The organism is Psychrobacter sp. Ps6, assembly GCF_022129235.1.
Classification (GTDB): Bacteria; Pseudomonadota; Gammaproteobacteria; order Pseudomonadales; family Moraxellaceae; genus Psychrobacter.
On sequence record NZ_JADQAI010000001.1, the window covers coordinates 1 to 17,385 of the forward strand.

Here is a 17,385-nt window from a genome sequence, read left to right on the forward strand (position 1 = left end):
CCGACTATCTTATCATAATGATTTGAATTGTCAAGCTTTTTTATAATTTGTTTCACCAAGTTAACTGCGTTATCAATATGTAATTTACATATTCGTTGCCGCTAGTCCGTCTGATGAGGGCGTATTATAGAGGGTTTAATTTTTGTGTCAACCTGTTTTATTAATGTTTTTGGACTTATTTTACAACCATTTGAAATTTTAAGTGTTTTCAATAGGTTGGGGTTGGCTGCTTTAAAAGGCAAATTGAAGTTTGCTCTGATTAATAATTTTATCGGATATGTAGTGCTGTTTATTATCTTTGGATTATCTTCTACCTCTTTTAAGGCACTCCTACTCATATCTCCAATGTTGAGATTAATACAAACATCACTATATACAAGGTTAATCGCCAAGTTTTATATAGTTTTGCCAACATTCTATTGTGAAATGTTCAAAAATAACTTTCGCAGTTTATCTCTTATTGGGCTGAAGGCTCTATCCCTCGCTATCTAGTGTTGATAGACGGTTTTTGCTATAATCATCCTTTTATTACATTACTTATTTTTGCTGATTATCTATATTAGATAGATGACAAGGTTCTGTCTATGATGTCGGTCTTGGTTTGATACTCTTGAATAACCAATAAAACCCACAATATATAGCAGTAGAAAGTATTGCAAGTAATGTGTCACTCTCACTATATATCACAACGATTAGATATAATTGATGCGGTCTCACGGTTATATGATTGATTGTTGCAATCATCACTGCCAACGGACCCAATAACAGGCGAATAGATTATGGTAGCGATTACTTTACCCGATGGTAGCGTGAAAAACTTCGAAGGTCATACAACAGTCATGGAAGTGGCGCAAAGTATTGGGACAGGGCTCGCTAAAGCGACAGTTGCTGGACGTGTCAATGGTCAACTAGTAGATGCGCACGATCCTATCGTCGCTGATGCCAACGTTGAAATCGTAACGCCAAAAGATGACGATGGTGTTGATATCATTCGTCATTCATGCGCTCACTTATTAGGTCATGCAGTGAAACAATTATATCCTGATGTGAAGATGGTCATTGGTCCTGTTATTGATGATGGTTTTTATTACGATATCTTTAGTGAAACGCCATTTACGCCTGAGCACATGGAAGCTATTGAAAAACGCATGATGGAGCTGATCAAGCAAGATTATGACGTTATTAAAAAAATGACGCCACGTGCCGAAGCGATCAAGATATTTGAATCACGTAACGAAGACTATAAGCTAAAACTAATTAATGATATGCCAGGTGAAGAAGCCTTTGGTCTGTATCATCATCAAGAATACGTCGACATGTGCCGTGGCCCGCACGTACCAAACACTCGCTTTTTGAAAGTATTTAAACTGACCAAAATGTCAGGAGCTTATTGGCGCGGTGATGCGAAAAACGAGCAGTTGCAACGTATCTATGGTACGGCGTGGGCTGATAAGAAACAGTTAAAAGCTTATATCCAACGTATCGAAGAAGCAGAAAAGCGTGACCATCGTAAAATTGGTAAAGCGTTAAACCTATTTCATATGCAAGAGCAAGCGCCAGGTATGGTGTTTTGGCATGCGAATGGTTGGACGATTTATCAAGTGCTTGAGCAATACATGCGCAAAGTACAATACGATAATGGCTATCAAGAGATTAAGACACCACAAATCGTTGATCGTAGTTTGTGGGAGCGCTCAGGACATTGGGGCAACTATGCAACCAATATGTTCACGACCTCTAGTGAAAACCGTGATTACGCGGTAAAGCCGATGAACTGCCCTTGCCACGTGCAAGTGTTTAATCAAGGCCTAAAGTCTTACCGTGACTTGCCACTACGTATGGCCGAGTTTGGTTCTTGTCATCGTAACGAGCCATCAGGTTCGCTGCATGGTTTAATGCGCGTACGTGGATTTACGCAAGATGATGCGCATATCTTCTGTACGCAGTCGCAGATTCAACAAGAAGTTGCTGACTTTATTAAGCTAACGCTTGCTGTTTATGAAGATTTTGGCTTTGATAACATTATTATGAAGCTATCTACTCGTCCTGAAAAACGTGTAGGTAGTGATGAGTCTTGGGATTTTGCAGAAAAAGCGTTGGCAGATGCGCTTGATAGTTCAGGGCTAAACTGGGATTATCTACCTGGCGAAGGCGCTTTCTATGGTCCAAAGATTGAGTTTAGTCTAAAGGATTCATTAGGTCGTATTTGGCAGTGCGGTACCATTCAGGTTGATCCAAACATGCCTGAGCGTCTCGATGCTGAGTTCGTCAATGAGCAAAACGATCGCGAAGTGCCTATTATGTTGCACCGTGCAATCTTAGGTTCATTCGAGCGCTTCATTGGTATTTTGATCGAAAACTATGCTGGTTGGATGCCAGTATGGCTAGCACCACAGCAAGTTGTGGTCATGAATATCACAGATAAACAGGCTGATGCATGTGAAAACGTGGTTAGCGAGCTTAAAAATGCAGGTTTGCGCGCTATTAGCGACTTGCGTAACGAAAAGATTGGATTTAAGATACGAGAGAAAACATTAGAACGTATTCCCTATATGCTAGTATTAGGGGATAAAGAAGTGGAATCGGGCAGTGTTAACGTCCGAACTCGCGAAGGTGAGAACCTTGGCGTGATGAGTGTTTCTGAATTTATTACATTAGTACAAACCGCTGTCAGTAAAAAAGGCCGACAGACCCCAAAAACAGATGAGGAGTAATACCTATTAAACAGTCCAACCGTTTGAACATCAACGAAGATATCAACGTCAAAGAAGTCCGTCTCGTCAAAGAAGATGGCGAGCAAATGGGTGTGGTTGATATCGCAACCGCGATGAAAGCGGCACGTGATGAAAACCTAGATTTGGTTGAATTAGTTCCTGAAGCTAAGCCGCCAGTATGTAAGATCATGGATTATAAACATTTCCTCTATGATCAAAAGCAAAAGGCTAAAGAAGCTAAGAAAAACCAAAAGCAGACTCAGCTTAAAGAGATGAAGCTACGTCCTAGTACCGAAGAGGCCGATTATCAGGTTAAACTGAGAAAAATCGTGAGCTTCTTGGAAGATCAAGACAAAGTTAAAATTAGCATCCGTTTCCGCGGACGTGAAATGGCGCACCAAGACATCGGTCGCAAACAACTTGATCGTATCATTGAAGATACTGCTGATATCTCAAACGTCGAACAATATCCTAAGATGGAAGGTCGTCAAATGGGTATGTTGCTCGGACCTACAAAGAAAAAGTAATCTGTTCATTGGGTTACTTTGAGTAGTGGCTGTTAGTCCATATAGCTATTTATAACTCTAACCATCAATATGCTACGGGATATTGATGGTTTTTTATTATTTGGACTGCCTACTATCTCTTTTAAATGTATTTAGCCAGATATAATTGGCTGACGCTATTTTACAAAATCTACCTTCTCAACTATTTGATTACGCGGTAGTCTAAAGGTCTGTTTTATATTTGCTAATCAGTATTTATCAAAATTTTTAGTCAGTGTATAACAATAACGTATATCGCGACCGCTAGAGTCACGGATAAAACACACTACTTTTAGCCGACATCAAAGGAAATTTCATGCAAGAATTGACGCCACCAGAAAACGCCACAACTCCTAGTATTTCTCTTACAGCGCCTGAACCTGTCAAAGAAATACAAAAAAGTGAAGCCGATCAAATGGTCAAGTTGGATGAGAGCCAAATTCCAGAACTCGATGCCAAAGTTGATGCGTTCGTCGATCACGTGATTACTAACTCGGTGCACAGTCCAGAGTTTCAGCAAAACGTTCAATCTATTCATAATTTAGGTACGAAAGAAATTCGTGAGTCAGCGCAAGTCTCTAATCGAATGCTGGAGCTACCGGCCAAAAGTCTCAATGACAGTTTGTTTGATAACTCCCCTATCGCCAAATCTCTAACTGAGTTGCGCGGTATTGTCGAGGACTTAGATCCGAGCAAAAAAGAGCTGACCAATTCACGTAAGCTATTCGGTCTGATTCCATTCGGTAATAAAGTACAAGATTATTTCCGTCAATACGAGTCGGCTCAATCGCATATCAATGCTGTTGTCACCAGTTTATATAACGGTAAGGACGAATTGCTCAAAGACAATGCGATGATTGAGCAAGAGAAAGTCAATATGTGGGAGTTGATGCAGTCTATTCGTCAATATATCTATGTCGGCAAGAAGATTGATGAGCAACTAGAGCAAAAAGTTTATGCTATAGAGGCAACAGATCCTGAGAAAGCCCGCATTATTAAGGAAGAGATGCTGTTTTATGTCCGTCAAAAAAATACTGACTTCTTGACCCAGTTAGCTGTCAACGTACAAGGTTATCTAGCGCTCGATACCATTCGCCGTAATAATTTAGAGCTGATTAAAGGGGTTGATCGTGCAACGACGACCACTGTTTCAGCACTACGTACGGCGGTGGTAGTTGCTCAAGCCATGACCAATCAAAAATTGGTACTTGATCAAATTACGGCATTGAACAAAACAACCAGTAGTTTGATTGAATCAACTTCAGCGATGCTTAAACGTCAGTCAGGTGAAATTCATGAACAAGCGACTAGCAGTAGCATTGAGCTTGATAAACTGCAGAATGCCTTCAATAATGTCTATGACACGATGGATATGATTAGTAATTATAAAATTGAAGCGCTAGAGAATATGAAGCAAACGGTCAATACCTTGACCACTGAAGTAGATAAAGCACAAAAATACTTGGATAAATCAAATCAGACTACGGTATTAGAAGTCTCAAAAGAGCTTGATAGCAAAAAGATCACCAATCAATCAAACAGTATTGATATCGACATTTGATTTGTCCACATAGCAGTCATCAAAACTGACTGCTTCCTGCTACCGAGGACACATAAGACAATTGACGCAAGATATTGCGCCGTCGTTCGTGTTAAGATAGTCACTATTAATAATTTTAAAAATAGATACGGTAATTTATGAGTTGGAATGATCCAAACGCCTCAAATGAGGCAAAAAAATATGACAACCCGATTCCTAGTCGTGAGCTGATACTCAGCACGATTAATGAGCATGGGGAAGTCACGCATCAGCAATTGGCAAAAGCCTTTAATATTGATGATCCTGACCAGTTTGATGCTTTGGGCAATCGCTTGAAGGCGATGGCACGCGATGGACAAGTGAACCGCGAAGGCCGTCCTTATCGCTATCGCACGGTCACTAAACAAGATATCGTTACAGGTACGGTATCTGCACATCCAAAGGGTTTTGGTTTTGTGGTGCTAAGTGATATGCCAGATTTGTTTTTGCATGAAAAGCAGATGCGCTGGGTATTCAATGGCGATACGGTAGCAGCTGTCGGCACCTCGACAGACAATCGCGGTCGTACCGAAGGTCGTATTGTTGATGTAGTCGAGCGCCGCCAAAACAATTTCATCGGTACGCTTGCACGTGATGAAGACGGCTATTGTGTTGAGCTTGGCAGTCCAAACAATCATCAACCGATCACGGTTACTGATGACAACGTACAGGCATTGAATGCTAAACAAGGCGCGCCTGTCAAAGTCGATATCATTGACTGGCCAAACCAGCATGAATTTGGGACTGGTAAAATCACTGAAGTGTTGTCTGATGATAACGACCGTGAATTGATTATTGAGACGACCCTTCTTAACTATGATATTCCATCAGATTTCAGTGAAGCGGCACTCAAGCAAGCTTCTGATTATCAAGAACCAACTGAAAATGATATAAAAGGTCGCACAGATTTGCGTCATCTGCCACTTGTCACTATCGATGGTGAAGATGCACGTGATTTTGATGATGCCGTATTTGCTGAGAAGCGCTCAGGTGGTAACTACCGTGTCGTGGTTGCGATTGCGGATGTCAGCTACTATGTCACGCCAAACTCACCACTGGACCAAGATGCCTATGAGCGCGGCACGTCCGTATACTTCCCGCATCGCGTGATTCCGATGTTGCCTGAAGTGCTATCTAACGGTCTATGCTCATTGAACCCTAATCTAGATCGCTTATGTATGGTTGCTGATATCAAAATATCGCGCGCAGGCAAGGTCACAGGATATGAGTTTTATCCGTCAGTGATTCACTCGCAAGCACGCTTAACTTACAACCAAGTGAACGACTATCTTGCCAATCCAAATGATAAGAGACTTCCTAAATCATTAACGGGTAACAAAGACGTCAAAAAATCCATCGATACGTTATACCAGCTTTATGAGCTACTGATTAAGAAGCGTGAAGAACGTCATGCAATGGAATTTGAAACGGTTGAAACGTACATCAAGTTCAACGAAAAAGGTGGCATTGACGCTATTTTACCGCGTACTCGTGGTGACTCTCAGAAGCTGATTGAAGAATGTATGCTCCTTGCTAATACCTGCGCTGCAAACTTTGCGCTCAAGCACGAGCTACCAGTCTTATATCGTAACCATGATAAGCCTGATAATGAGAAGTCGATGCGTATTCACGAATATGCAAAAAACTTTGGGTTACCTTTCCCAGAAGAGAATCCAACGCAAGCGGATTATCAGCGCATTATCGAAGCGACCAAAGATAGACCAGATGCAATCAGTATCCATAGCATGTTGCTGCGTTCGATGATGCAAGCAAACTATGCGCCTGACAATATTGGTCACTTTGGCTTGGCTTATGATGAATATAGCCACTTTACCTCGCCGATCCGTCGCTACCCAGATTTGATGTTGCATCGCGGTATTAAAGCTCAGGTAACGAACAGCAAACAGCCTGTGATGGACTTCTCTCTTGATGGTGCTGGTACACAGACGTCAGATACAGAGCGCCGTGCAGAAAAAGCATCGCGCTATGTAGAATCTTGGCTTAAGTGCCACTACATGACTGATCATGTTGGCGAAGAGTTCGAAGGGGTTGTGACCTCAGTCACTAACTTTGGTCTATTTGTCACCTTGACTGACTTATACATTGACGGTCTGGTACACATATCAAACGTTGGCGATGACTTTTTCGTTTATGATGAGCAGCAACAACAGCTCATTGGTAAAGACAAAGGCACGCTCTTTGGACTCGGTGATTTGGTCAAAGTACAGGTTGCTGGCGTCAACATGGATCTATTGCAAATTGACTTTGATTTAAAAGAAAAACTGCAGTCTAGTGCCATGAATCAGACAAAAAAGCAGTCCGCAAAAAAAGATCAGCCTAAGAAAAGCCCTGCGAAGAGAAGTAATAACCGTAGAGGATCTAGCAAAAAAAGCTAATCTGAAACTGTAGTACCATAAATAAAAAGGGCTAACGATAACGTTGGCCCTTTTTTATGCTTTATTACCCCTAATAACAGGCTGAATTTTTTTACTGTGCGTTATTTATCTGATCCAAGCGATCTTGTTCAGATTGCTGTGCTTGGTCAATTTTATTGGTTGCATTATCTAACATGGCTTTTGGCTGTTCACCAAGTGGTGTGCTGGCGATATTTGCAGAGCTATTCTTAGAGCTATCTGCATCAGATACAGCTGCTGTAGGCTGTTCAGAGGCAGTACTGCTAACGGCAACCTCTCTGTTTTTCTCGTGACTATTGCCACTAATGATATTAAAACCAAGCAATGCCACGATGCCGATTACGGCGAATATGATTAGATGCTTCATTTCCATAAAAAATCTCGACTTTGATTAATGACCAAATACGAGTTTCATTGCACTTTTTGTGCCTACTTTTAAACCTGCTATCTCTTACTATTCTTGCGGACTATTATTATTAAGCAAATCTGTTTCGTCCGAACTTTGAGCAATCTCTTGCTCGACCTTTTCCATCAGCTTGTCATCAGGGCGGGCATCGAGAACCTCATCAGCATTACGGCCTTGCAAAATAACTTTGGCTCGCGCCTTCGCTTGTTTTTTATCTTTATCATCAATAGGATTCTCATTATTTTGATGAGTCAAAGTAGGCTCAGGCGTGGTTGAGGTAATCGTCATGTCAGATTTAGCACTGCTCGTACTGTTCTGCATATGTTCAATGGCTTTCTCTAATTTGTCATTAAACCGCAAACGATAAATGGGTTCAGGTAAGCTAAAGCCTTCGTTTTCTAATGCATGTTTGGTCTCGCGAATGGCAATACTACGCGCTTTGGCAAAATCTGTCTCTGATTGATCTACCCAAACCTGAAACTCTAAAACGATATTAGAGTCACCGACATTGATAATGACGGCAATCGCTTTAGGCTCATCCAATACAAATGCTAACGTACCTATTGCATCCAGTCCTACTTTGATAGCTGCTAATGGATCATCATTCGCATCAACGCCTAATTCAAAAGTAAAGCGGCGCTCGGGGTTTTTGGTATAGTTCAGAATGGTACCTTTAAAGACTTCAGCATTCGGAATACGCAACTGATTGCCATCTAATGTCATCAGTATCGTCGCACGTGAAGTCAGACGAACGACAATACCCTCTTGCCCATTGATGACCACTTGATCACGTGCGCGAAATGGCTGACGAATACTCAGCATTAGGGAGGCGATATAGTTTTCGATAGTATCTTTGACTGCAAAACCAACGGCAATACCGATGACTCCAGCACCGCCAAGCAGAGTACCTAAAATTGTTTCTGCCCCGATGAGACTCAGGCCTAAGATAAGACCAAAAATAATAAAAATGACTTTTACAGTCTGCGACAACAGCTCAGCGACAAAAGGATTGGGCGTTAGGCGCTGCCACATTCTTTTGCGATTCGACAACCAACTGCCAAACCATGTCACCAATGCAAAGATAACGATACCGACTAGCAGTAAAGGTAACGCCTTTACGAGGTTTTCTAATTGTACTTTTAGACCTTGATAAACCGTCGAGACATTCTCTTGAACGTCCAACGTTCGATTAATATTGTCATCGACCGTAACAACATCTGTCAAACGGTTGGTCAGATTGATGGCTTGCTGCGCTTTTTTTTCGTTGGCAGTCTCCCCTGTTAGCGTGACAACACCTTGGCTAACACTGACATTGACGGCCTGTAACCCTTCAATTTCAGAAAAAATACCATTGATACGCTGACGGATTTCATTGTCTTTTTGCGGGGTGGGTGTGGTTTCAATTTGACCGTTATTGGTGCTCTCGCCACTAATTACTGGTGGCGGAGCGGGTGTCGGTAATGAGGTGGCAGGTTCTGATGCCTCCTCGTCTGGCGCAGGATCACTATCAGGTGTTGCCTCTTCTGTACTCTCCACGCCTAGCGCGGTTGCAATGCCAGAGAGTTCTTCACCAGCAGCGTAGGCGGGCCATGTACAAACGATGCTTAACAGCAACAGCATTTGACCCCACGCGTTTATAGAAAGGCGTATCATTCGACGGTCAAAATAAGTGGCCATAAGCATCCTTTGCTTGTTTATAGATTTTACAGCGCTCAGCTTTGTGCTGACAATTAATTATCTTATGTTAGCTATCTAAGTAACGTTGTGCTTCACTCAAATTCAGCGTGCCTTCATAAATAGCACGACCAGTGATGATACCTTCGATACAATCACCATAAGGCTTTAACAGCTCGATGTCTTTCATATCAGTCACGCCACCTGATGCAATCACCGGTAGACCGCCTTCGCGAGCCAAATTGACGGTTTGTTCAGCATTCACGCCTTGCATCATGCCATCACGAGCAATATCAGTATACACAATAGAAGAAACACCCACATCAGCGAAACGCTTGGCAAGCTCGGTTGCCTTGGTATCGGTAACATTGGCCCAACCATGAGTGGCTACCATACCGTCTTTGGCATCGATACCAACGATAATGTGCCCTGCAAATTCACGGCAAGCTTCTGCAACAAAATCTGGATCTTCAACGGCTTTTGTACCAATAATAATGTAAGTCAGACCGGCAGTAATATATTGCTCAATAGTATTCATATTACGCACGCCGCCACCTAATTGAATAGGCAGGTTCGGATATGCTTTGGTAATATCATTGACCACTTGTCTGTGTACTGGCACGCCATCAAAAGCACCATTCAAATCGACCAAATGTAGACGACGTGCGCCCTCATCTACCCAACGCGCAGCCATAGCGACTGGATCATCAGAAAATACCGTATCATCTTCCATACGGCCTTGTTTTAAACGTACACATTTACCATCTTTTAAATCAATGGCCGGGATAATAACAGGCACAGCACACATATAGCATTCCTTATAAAGCACAATATTGGCAATAAATTTAGTAAATTACATTGTTGAGAATGAAACGATATTAGAGAATCAAACAACGATAGAAAACACCACTCAAACGCGGTATAAATTATAGACAGATTCAAAAAACCAAATAAAATGGGTCAGAAATCTGCTCAAATAGAGACAGGATACAATCAAAACCAAACAATCATAACCATAAGTTGTAGTACGTAGAATCACCACCAACATTCGTTAAATTCTATTACTGACTGGCAATTTTAGGTCAATTTAGCGTATAATCCTAGGTAAATTTTTATTTGTTTCTATGTGATAGTAACCAGGTGTTACGCTTTTTGTTGAGTCGTTATTGCTTAGTAGCATATTGAGACGATTCAGATACAACGAGCAATGGCTAAATATATCTGTATGATATTGACTGATATTTTGCCAGAAAGGGTTATAATAGAAATCTAAACTGGTAGCTTGTATACCACCGATTCTGCAGTCTTAAACCCTATTGGTTGCCTTTTAAATCCCTATCACGAGCTAACAATATTAGAACAGTTATGACTAGAGTTATAGCAGCTCACAATAATGACGTGATGCTTGCTTATCTAGGTTGCCTTTTAGCCAGTTTATCATCTACTTCAATAGATCGTTGTTTGGTCACACTTCTAAAAAATCGCGTATTTTTAAACGATACTGATTGGATAAAAGTGGCCCATCATACTGGTGTTACAAGTTTTTAATTTCAATGAAACGTGTGATAAGGCTGTTATTTTCAAAGTAATCTCTTTTGGCAGTGTGCTTTTGGTGATTGATTTTGATTCGATAGTTTTAGCATACACCTTGGTAGCCAGTCGCCACTTTGGTAATTCGAATAAGACATTAACGTGTTGTTAAGGAGTCTAAGGTCAGCGTTAATACTCTTAATAGTAGTTATGATTATGTATTGTCCTCACAGAGCTTTCATCGCTATTTCAATATAGAAATAGATGATTGAAGGCTTTATTGAGTGATATAAATGTTCATGCTACCGATGTACCAAACAGGACGTCTGGTATCGTTTTAGACTATGGACTAAGTTTTCGCTTATGATTACCATCAAAAAAGGTTTGGATTTGCCCATCACCGGTGAACCCTCCCGCGAGATATCTGAGCACCAACCGACACATGTAGCACTTGTTGGCTATGACTACGTGGGCATGAAGCCTACGATGAATGTCAAAGAAGGTGACATCGTAGCAAAAGGTCAGCCCGTTTTTGAAGACAAAAAACGTGTTGGCGTCATCTACACTGCACCTGCTGCTGGTAAGGTCGTCGCGATTAAACGCGGTGAGCGCCGAGTGTTTGAAAGTCTTGTGATCGCGGTCGACCCAAAAGGTGAAGAAATAGACTTTGAGCGCTATGACTCACAGCAGCTTGCTGACCTAGACTCTGAAGTCGTTGAAACCCAACTGATTGCCTCTGGCGAATGGACTGCGTTTCGTACGCGTCCCTACAGCCGTGCACCAGAAATTGGTGCTCGTCCACACGCTATCTTTGTCACAGCAATGGATACCAATCCATTAGCCCTTGACCCAATGCTGGTGATCAATGAGCAGCTACAAGCCTTCAATGATGGTCTTGCTGTACTTTCGACACTCACGCCAAAGACTTTTGTCTGCTATCATGGCGATGCACAGCTGACGCCAGTTGCAAAAACTGCGACCAATAATGTCACTGAGTATCACGCCTTTGCTGGTAAACATCCAGCAGGTCTTGCTGGTACGCACATTCACTTTTTGCATCCAATCATGCGCGGTGTAACCGTATGGACGATTGGATATCAAGACGTGATTGCGATTGGTAAACTGTTCACGACTGGACATCTGTATACACGCCGTATGCTGAGTTTAGCTGGTCCTGCGGTTACCAAGCCACATTTGGTTGCGACCGAGCGCGGCGCTGATATTACGGCATTGACTAAAGGTCAATTGGCGGCAGGCGAGAACCGTATTATCTCAGGTTCAGTTTTGTCTGGTCGTAAAGTGTTTGACAATATCGCTTATCTTGGTCGTTTTCATAATCAGATCAGTGTACTAGCTGAAGGCCATGAGCGCCCAGCGTTTCACTTCTTTAGCCCAGGTAAAAACCGCTTCTCAAAACTGCCCATCTATATTTCGCAGTTCTTTGGTGGCAAAAAATACAATTTCACCACGACAAGTAACGGCTCACCTCGCGCCATGGTACCCATCGGTGTTTATGAAGAAGTCATGCCTCAAGATTACCTACCTACTCAATTGTTACGTGCTTTGATTGTCGAAGACATCTTAAGCGCCACTGATTTGGGTGCACTTGAGTTGGACGAAGAAGACTTGGCACTATGCACCTTTGTATCTCCTGGCAAATATGAGTTCGGTGATATTTTGCGTGATAACTTAACGCGCATTGAGCTGGAGGGCTAACCACGATGAAATTTTTACACAATATGTTCGATCGTATGGAGCCATCTTTCACTAAAGGCGGCAAACACGAAAAGTACTACGCTATTTTTGAGATGTTTGATACGTTTTTACGTCAACCAGACTCAACCACCTATGCGTCATCGCATGTGCGTGACGGGATTGATCTAAAACGTATTATGATTACCGTATGGCTATGTACGTTCCCAGCAATGTTCTGGGGTATGTACAACATCGGTCATCAAGCACTAACTGCTATCGCACAGCTTGGCTTGCAGCCTGACGGCTGGCGTACAGTTATCACTAGCATGGCAGGCTATAACCCAGACAGTATCTGGGCCAGCTTTGTCTACGGAGCCATGCAGTTTTTGCCGATTTATATCGTCACTTTTGCTGTCGGTATTCTCTGTGAGATTATCTTTGCGGTCGTCCGCGGGCATGAAGTCAACGAAGGTTTCTTTGTGACCTCGGTTCTGTTTGCGCTATGCCTACCACCAGATATTCCTTTATGGCAAGTTGCCCTTGGTATTATCTTTGGTGTGGTTGTTGCAAAAGAAGTGTTCGGTGGTACTGGTAAAAACTTCTTGAACCCTGCCCTATCAGGCCGTGCATTTCTATATTTTGCTTATCCAGCGTATATGTCTGGTGACTCAGTATGGACGGCAGTAGATGGATTCTCAGGTGCGACCCCGCTTGGGCTTGCCGCGCTTGGTGTGGTTCCTCAAGACTTTGTTGATGTTTATGGTAATGCGATCACGTGGAGTGATGCATTCTTAGGCAACATGCAAGGTAGTATCGGTGAAGTATCAACGTTAGCTATCCTAATGGGTGCTGCGGTGTTGCTTTGGACGCGTATTGCTTCTTGGCGCATCATGGCAGGTTGTGTGGTTGGTCTGATCGCTACGTCTCTTGTGTTCAATATGGTTGGCTCTGATGACAATATGATGATGAGCTTGCCGTTCTACTGGCACTTAGTGATCGGTGGTTTCGCTTTCGGTGCTGTGTTTATGGCAACCGATCCAGTTTCAGCTGCGCATACCAATAAAGGCCGCTGGGCTTACGGTATTTTGATTGGTTTTATGACCGTATTGATTCGTGTCATTAACCCTGCTTTCCCAGAAGGCATCATGCTGGCCATTTTGTTTGCCAACTTATTTGCTCCACTGTTTGATTATTTTGTGACCCAAGCAAACATCAAACGCCAAACCGCTCGGAGGGTTCGTTATGTCCAAGCCCAAAAGTAATAACGCAAAAACCATTAGTGTGGCTTTGATGCTGTGCTTGGTGTGTTCCGTATTGGTCTCGGCAGCTGCCGTTGGCCTAAAGCCAGCACAAGTCGAAAATGCGCGCTTAGATCGTAACAAAAATATTTTGGTTGCTGCTGATCTATACGATGCTGAATCTGATACAGCAGATGATGTTGCCGAACGTTTTAAAGACTTTGATGTCAAAATCATTGATCTAAATAAAGGCAACTACCTTGATGACGATGAGTTAAAAACGGCTGGTATTCCTGATCGTAATGCTTATGACGCCAGTCAAGCGACAAAAAATCAAGCCTTAAGTGAAGACTTGGGTGACAATGATCCTGCTGGTATTGGCCGCAAGCCAAAATATGCTAAAGTCTATGTCAAAGAAGATGACGCGGGTAAGCCTGAGCTGATTGTCTTGCCAATTCAAGGCTATGGACTTTGGGGTACGATCTATGGTTTCTTGACGCTTGAAAGTGACATGAACACCATCAAAGGTATCAGTTTTTATGAGCATAAAGAAACCCCGGGTCTTGGCGCTCGTATCGAAGAGCCAGAGTGGCGCGCAAAGTGGAACGGTATCCGCTCTTATGATGACAATGGCGACGTTGCCACAGGCGTAACTAAAGCCGGTAATTCAAAAGAAAACTGGGTTGATGGCATCAGCGGTGCAACACTGACTAGCCGCGGCGTCAGTAATATGATTCAGTTTTGGTTAGGCGAGCAAGGCTATAAGCCTTATCTCGATATGCTACGTGAACAGAGCGGCCAGACACTTGATAATGCAGACACACAAGCAAATCAATCAAAGCCTGCAGCTCAACCTAAAACCGAATTGGCAGCCACGCTACCAGTAGCAAACGGCAAGGAGGCATAACATGGCTGATACTAAAAGTATTTTAACCACGCCTATTTTTGACAATAACCCCATTGGTCTACAGATTCTCGGTATCTGTTCGGCGTTGGCGGTCACAACGAGTATGGCAAATGCCATGGTCATGTGTGTGGCATTGACATTGGTGACGGCGTTCTCAAGCTTCTTTATCTCTGTCATTCGTAAAAAGATTCCATCGAGCATCCGTATTATTGTACAGATGACGATTATTGCATCTTTGGTTATCTTGGTTGATCAGGTATTAAAAGCCGTCGCTTATGATGTGAGTAAAGGTCTGTCGGTTTTTGTTGGTCTAATCATCACCAACTGTATCGTCATGGGCCGTGCTGAAGCATTTGCGATGAGCAACCCGCCAATTCCAAGCTTTCTAGATGGTATTGGTAACGGTCTTGGTTACTCAGCGGTCTTATTATTCGTTGCCACCATTCGTGAGCTGTTAGGCGCAGGTACTTGGTTTGGTATCACTATCTTACAGCCAGTTACTGATGGCGGTTGGTATATACCAAACGGTCTGTTGCTATTGCCACCATCAGCGTTCTTCATTATTGCTTTGTTTATCGCAATCGTCCGTATCTGGAAACCAGAACAAGTGGAAGAAGCTGAGTTTGTAATGAAGCCGCAATCTAAAGGCATGGCACATGGAGGCGGTCACTAATGGGACATTATATTAGTTTATTTATAACCTCAGTCTTTATTGAGAACATGGCACTTGCCTACTTCTTAGGTATGTGTACGTTTTTGGCCGTATCCAAAAAAGTCTCAACGGCTATTGGTCTAGGGGTTGCTGTGATTGTCGTGATGGCCATCACGGTTCCGCTAAACAACTTGCTATTCCAGTTTATCCTAAAAGATGGTGCGCTGGCATGGGCAGGCTTTCCTGATATTGATTTGAGCTTTTTAGGATTGCTCAGTTATATCGGTTTGATTGCTGCTACCGTACAGATTCTAGAGATGTTCTTAGACAAGTTTGTACCAAGTCTTTATAACGCGCTTGGGGTATTCTTACCACTGATCACTGTAAACTGTGCCATCTTAGGTGGTGTACTATTTATGGTAGAGCGTGACTATAACTTTGGTGAGTCTGTCGTCTATGGTGTGGGTGCAGGCTTCGGTTGGGCACTTGCTATTACTGCATTGGCAGGTATTCGTGAAAAGCTCAAATACTCAGACATTCCAGCGCCATTGCGCGGTCTTGGTATTACCTTTCTCACGGTTGGTCTTATGTCGCTCGGCTTTATGTCGTTCGGTGGTATGTCCATCTAAACTACTAAGCTCAAAGCTTCTATTAGCTATTTGATCTATTTAATTCATTTATTCGGTAAGGGTTCGGACACAGCTTAAAACATGTCTTCGCACCCCTACCCCATAGATTAAGGATACCTACCATGGATTACGCTACGGCGATTGGTGGCGTTGCTATGTTTACCTTGATCATCATGGGCCTCGTCGCTATTATTTTGGCGGCGCGCTCAAGACTGGTCAGTTCAGGCGATGTCACTATCCATATTAATGATAATCCCGATAATGACGTGGTGACACCAGCAGGCGGTAAACTACTGCAAACGCTAGCTAGCGAAGGCATCTTTTTGTCTTCAGCGTGTGGTGGCGGTGGTACTTGTGCGCAGTGTCGTTGCCGCGTTATTGAAGGTGGTGGTTCTATTTTGCCCACCGAAGAAGGCTATTTTACTCAAGGTGAGATCCGCAATCACATGCGCTTGGCTTGTCAGGTGGCTGTTAAGCAAGACATGAAAATTGAGATTGATCCTGAGTTCTTTGATGTACAGAAATGGGAATGTGAGGTTGTCTCTAATGACAACGTTGCGACTTTCATTAAAGAGCTGGTACTAAAAATTCCAGAAGGCGAAGAAGTAAACTTCCGCGCTGGTGGTTATGTACAGCTTGAAGCGCCGCCGCATGAAGTACATTATAAAGACTTTGTGATTGACGAAGAGTATAGAGAAGACTGGGAAAAATTCGGTATCTTCAACTATGTCTCAAAAGTTGATGAACCGGTTATCCGTGCTTACTCGATGGCTAACTACCCTGAAGAGAAAGGTCTGATCAAATTCAACATTCGTATCGCAAGTCCACCGCCACGTGGTGGTGATGGCATTCCGCCAGGCAAAATGTCTTCATGGGTGTTCAGCTTGGTCCCTGGCGACAAAGTGACGGTTTCGGGCCCTTACGGTGAATTCTTTGCCAAGAAGACCGAAGCTGAAATGATCTTTGTCGGTGGTGGTGCTGGTATGGCCCCGATGCGCTCGCATATTTTTGATCAGCTCAAACGCTTGAATACGGATCGTAAGATTAGTTTCTGGTACGGTGCTCGCTCGATTCGTGAGATGTTCTACGTTGAGGACTATGACCAACTAGAAGAAGAGTTTGACAATTTTGAATGGCATGTGGCTCTGTCTGACCCATTACCAGAAGATAACTGGGAAGGTCCAACAGGCTTTATCCATAACGTGTTGCTCGAAAACTATCTGAAAGATCATCCAAACCCAGAAGACTGTGAATACTACATGTGTGGGCCACCGATGATGAACGCTGCTGTGATCGATATGCTACACAGCTTGGGCGTAGAAGACGAAAACATCATGCTTGATGATTTCGGTGGTTAAATAACCCCGCCAGATAAACTTAAAAGCGTATATAAAAAGAGTCT

Annotated in this window: 13 protein-coding genes; 10 read left to right on the forward strand and 3 right to left on the reverse strand. The window is 43.0% G+C overall.

All coding sequences use genetic code 11. The features are described 5' to 3' along the window. Positions 1-779 precede the first annotated feature (779 nt). The 4 genes from thrS to rnr all read left to right on the forward strand — a co-directional run bounded on the left by thrS (position 780) and on the right by rnr (position 7,234). Positions 780-2,714: a threonine--tRNA ligase gene (gene thrS / locus I3255_RS00005; RefSeq protein WP_238035763.1), complete on the forward strand. Its 1,935-nt coding sequence runs from the start codon at positions 780-782 to the stop codon at positions 2,712-2,714. A gap of 23 nt (positions 2,715-2,737) precedes the next feature. Next, complete coding sequence (gene infC, locus I3255_RS00010; protein WP_057762155.1) at positions 2,738-3,241, forward strand: translation initiation factor IF-3; 504 nt, start codon at positions 2,738-2,740, stop codon at positions 3,239-3,241. Positions 3,242-3,575: 334 nt separating this feature from the next. Beyond that, positions 3,576-4,820, forward strand: coding sequence for a toxic anion resistance protein (locus tag I3255_RS00015; protein ID WP_238035764.1), 1,245 nt, complete (start codon positions 3,576-3,578; stop codon positions 4,818-4,820). 137 nt (positions 4,821-4,957) lie between these two features. Next, positions 4,958-7,234 carry a ribonuclease R gene (rnr, locus tag I3255_RS00020; protein ID WP_238035765.1) on the forward strand — a complete coding sequence of 759 codons (2,277 nt, stop codon included), beginning with the start codon at positions 4,958-4,960 and terminating at the stop codon, positions 7,232-7,234. Between the two features lie 91 nt (positions 7,235-7,325). Here rnr and I3255_RS00025 read toward each other — a convergent pair whose 3' ends face one another. The 3 genes from I3255_RS00025 to hisA all read right to left on the reverse strand — a co-directional run bounded on the left by I3255_RS00025 (position 7,326) and on the right by hisA (position 10,140). Beyond that, positions 7,326-7,625: a hypothetical protein gene (locus I3255_RS00025; protein WP_238035766.1), complete on the reverse strand. Its 300-nt coding sequence runs from the start codon at positions 7,623-7,625 to the stop codon at positions 7,326-7,328. Positions 7,626-7,706: 81 nt separating this feature from the next. Continuing rightward, positions 7,707-9,335, reverse strand: coding sequence for a mechanosensitive ion channel family protein (locus I3255_RS00030; protein ID WP_238035767.1), 1,629 nt, complete (start codon positions 9,333-9,335; stop codon positions 7,707-7,709). A 67-nt stretch (positions 9,336-9,402) separates the two neighbouring features. Further along, a complete protein-coding gene (hisA, locus tag I3255_RS00035) occupies positions 9,403-10,140 on the reverse strand; it encodes a 1-(5-phosphoribosyl)-5-[(5-phosphoribosylamino)methylideneamino]imidazole-4-carboxamide isomerase (protein ID WP_238035768.1) in 738 nt (245 codons plus the stop codon). Positions 10,141-11,225: 1,085 nt separating this feature from the next. On the opposite strand from hisA, the gene I3255_RS00040 reads away from it, so the two are divergent. From I3255_RS00040 to nqrF, 6 genes are all read left to right on the forward strand, one after another. Beyond that, on the forward strand, positions 11,226-12,578 hold the full coding sequence (locus I3255_RS00040) for a Na(+)-translocating NADH-quinone reductase subunit A (protein ID WP_238035769.1): 1,353 nt from the start codon (positions 11,226-11,228) through the stop codon (positions 12,576-12,578). Positions 12,579-12,583: 5 nt separating this feature from the next. Beyond that, entirely contained in the window at positions 12,584-13,819 is a 1,236-nt protein-coding gene (locus tag I3255_RS00045; protein WP_201602227.1) for an NADH:ubiquinone reductase (Na(+)-transporting) subunit B, read from the forward strand. Beyond that, positions 13,800-14,702, forward strand: a complete 903-nt coding sequence (locus I3255_RS00050; protein WP_238035770.1) for a Na(+)-translocating NADH-quinone reductase subunit C — start codon at positions 13,800-13,802, stop codon at positions 14,700-14,702. Before I3255_RS00045 ends, I3255_RS00050 begins: the two co-directional genes overlap by 20 nt. A gap of 1 nt (position 14,703) precedes the next feature. Beyond that, entirely contained in the window at positions 14,704-15,375 is a 672-nt protein-coding gene (locus I3255_RS00055; protein WP_201602231.1) for an NADH:ubiquinone reductase (Na(+)-transporting) subunit D, read from the forward strand. Then, on the forward strand, positions 15,375-15,983 hold the full coding sequence (gene nqrE, locus I3255_RS00060) for an NADH:ubiquinone reductase (Na(+)-transporting) subunit E (RefSeq protein WP_075107228.1): 609 nt from the start codon (positions 15,375-15,377) through the stop codon (positions 15,981-15,983). Before I3255_RS00055 ends, nqrE begins: the two co-directional genes overlap by 1 nt. Positions 15,984-16,105: 122 nt before the next feature. Beyond that, positions 16,106-17,341: an NADH:ubiquinone reductase (Na(+)-transporting) subunit F gene (nqrF, locus tag I3255_RS00065; RefSeq protein WP_238035772.1), complete on the forward strand. Its 1,236-nt coding sequence runs from the start codon at positions 16,106-16,108 to the stop codon at positions 17,339-17,341. Positions 17,342-17,385: the final 44 nt, after the last annotated feature.

Coding starts and splice junctions, on each gene's coding strand:
- I3255_RS00030 (WP_238035767.1), bottom strand. CDS start 9,335: ATGGCCACTTATTTTGACCGTCGAATGATACGCCTTTCTATAAACGCG.
- I3255_RS00055 (WP_201602231.1), top strand. CDS start 14,704: ATGGCTGATACTAAAAGTATTTTAACCACGCCTATTTTTGACAATAAC.
- rnr (WP_238035765.1), top strand. CDS start 4,958: ATGAGTTGGAATGATCCAAACGCCTCAAATGAGGCAAAAAAATATGAC.
- I3255_RS00050 (WP_238035770.1), top strand. CDS start 13,800: ATGTCCAAGCCCAAAAGTAATAACGCAAAAACCATTAGTGTGGCTTTG.
- I3255_RS00040 (WP_238035769.1), top strand. CDS start 11,226: ATGATTACCATCAAAAAAGGTTTGGATTTGCCCATCACCGGTGAACCC.
- I3255_RS00015 (WP_238035764.1), top strand. CDS start 3,576: ATGCAAGAATTGACGCCACCAGAAAACGCCACAACTCCTAGTATTTCT.
- nqrE (WP_075107228.1), top strand. CDS start 15,375: ATGGGACATTATATTAGTTTATTTATAACCTCAGTCTTTATTGAGAAC.
- hisA (WP_238035768.1), bottom strand. CDS start 10,140: ATGTGTGCTGTGCCTGTTATTATCCCGGCCATTGATTTAAAAGATGGT.
- thrS (WP_238035763.1), top strand. CDS start 780: ATGGTAGCGATTACTTTACCCGATGGTAGCGTGAAAAACTTCGAAGGT.
- nqrF (WP_238035772.1), top strand. CDS start 16,106: ATGGATTACGCTACGGCGATTGGTGGCGTTGCTATGTTTACCTTGATC.
- I3255_RS00045 (WP_201602227.1), top strand. CDS start 12,584: ATGAAATTTTTACACAATATGTTCGATCGTATGGAGCCATCTTTCACT.
- I3255_RS00025 (WP_238035766.1), bottom strand. CDS start 7,625: ATGGAAATGAAGCATCTAATCATATTCGCCGTAATCGGCATCGTGGCA.